This window comes from Streptomyces sp. P17 (assembly GCF_032436805.1).
Lineage (GTDB): Bacteria > Actinomycetota > Actinomycetes > Streptomycetales > Streptomycetaceae > Streptomyces.
The window spans coordinates 1-331 of record NZ_JAVRBF010000507.1 but is presented as its reverse complement, the minus strand read 5'-3'; the positions used below and the strand labels follow the sequence as shown (position 1 = coordinate 331).

1 protein-coding gene is annotated in these 331 nt (G+C 32.3%); it reads right to left on the bottom strand.

Annotation, left to right across the window (positions count from 1 at the left end):
• Positions 1–331 (bottom strand): outer membrane beta-barrel protein (locus RMT89_RS41895; RefSeq protein WP_315889000.1); only part of this gene is annotated, 331 nt, incomplete at both ends.

Sequence of the window (331 nt, the reverse complement as noted above, 5' to 3'; positions counted from 1 at the left end):
CAACCAACTGATAGCTAACACCTGCACCTAAAGAATATGCAATATTAGTATCTGTATTCTGCTCATATTGACGATTTTCATTACCTTGCCATCCCGAAGATTTTACTTTTGCAAGACCAAAGCCAATCATGCCATAAGCTGAAATGCGATCTTTTAATTTAAAGTCACGATACATATTAAACATTAAACGTTCAGATTGTACTTTATGATGATTGAAGCTTGTGGTAAAAACACTAGAACCACTAGTATATTCAGATGTCTTTTTAAAACTATATTCAGCTTCTGTTCTCCAATGATTACTATATCTTTTTCCTAAAGCTAAAGAAAAATC